This window comes from Bombilactobacillus bombi (assembly GCF_013607485.1).
GTDB lineage: Bacteria > Bacillota > Bacilli > Lactobacillales > Lactobacillaceae > Bombilactobacillus > Bombilactobacillus bombi_A.
Genome location: NZ_SCHP01000150.1, coordinates 1 through 469, shown reverse-complemented (window position 1 = coordinate 469; position 469 = coordinate 1). Strand labels below are relative to the sequence as shown.

General features: G+C 23.9%; 1 protein-coding gene. It reads right to left on the bottom strand.

Annotated features, from left to right (window positions below; all coding sequences use genetic code 11):
* Positions 1-469 (bottom strand): ABC transporter permease (locus tag EQ827_RS08880; protein WP_181190611.1); only part of this gene is annotated, 469 nt, incomplete at both ends.

The following is a 469-nucleotide window of genomic DNA, read 5'->3' as shown; positions in this document are numbered from 1 at the left end:
GTTGAGGAAATATATACTGAATAATTTTTTGCATTGAAGTATTTTTAATTGTAAATAGTGCCCCAGACAACATTGTAGTTATTATTGTAAAAACCGTACCTATAATCAGTGCTCCTTGATTATTTTTTGTCAATGTTGAAAGCATAAGACCAAAAGATGAGGAAAAAATATCTATTAAAACAACATCTATAAACAATAATAATGATAATTTAATAGAGAAAATAGGTAATACTATAGCTATAATTACAACACTAGCAATAGTTAATATAAAAGTAGTAAAAAGAAGATTTTGAATAACATAAGAAAAATTAGATGTTCCACTGATATAAATTCGCTTATCCATCCCATTAGAATTATCAAAATAAAATTTATATAATATTAATGAAAGAATCATTGTACTCATTGCTAAAATACTTACCAAGTATTGAAAAATAATCCTCTTTGAATTTAAAATCATTGTATATACACC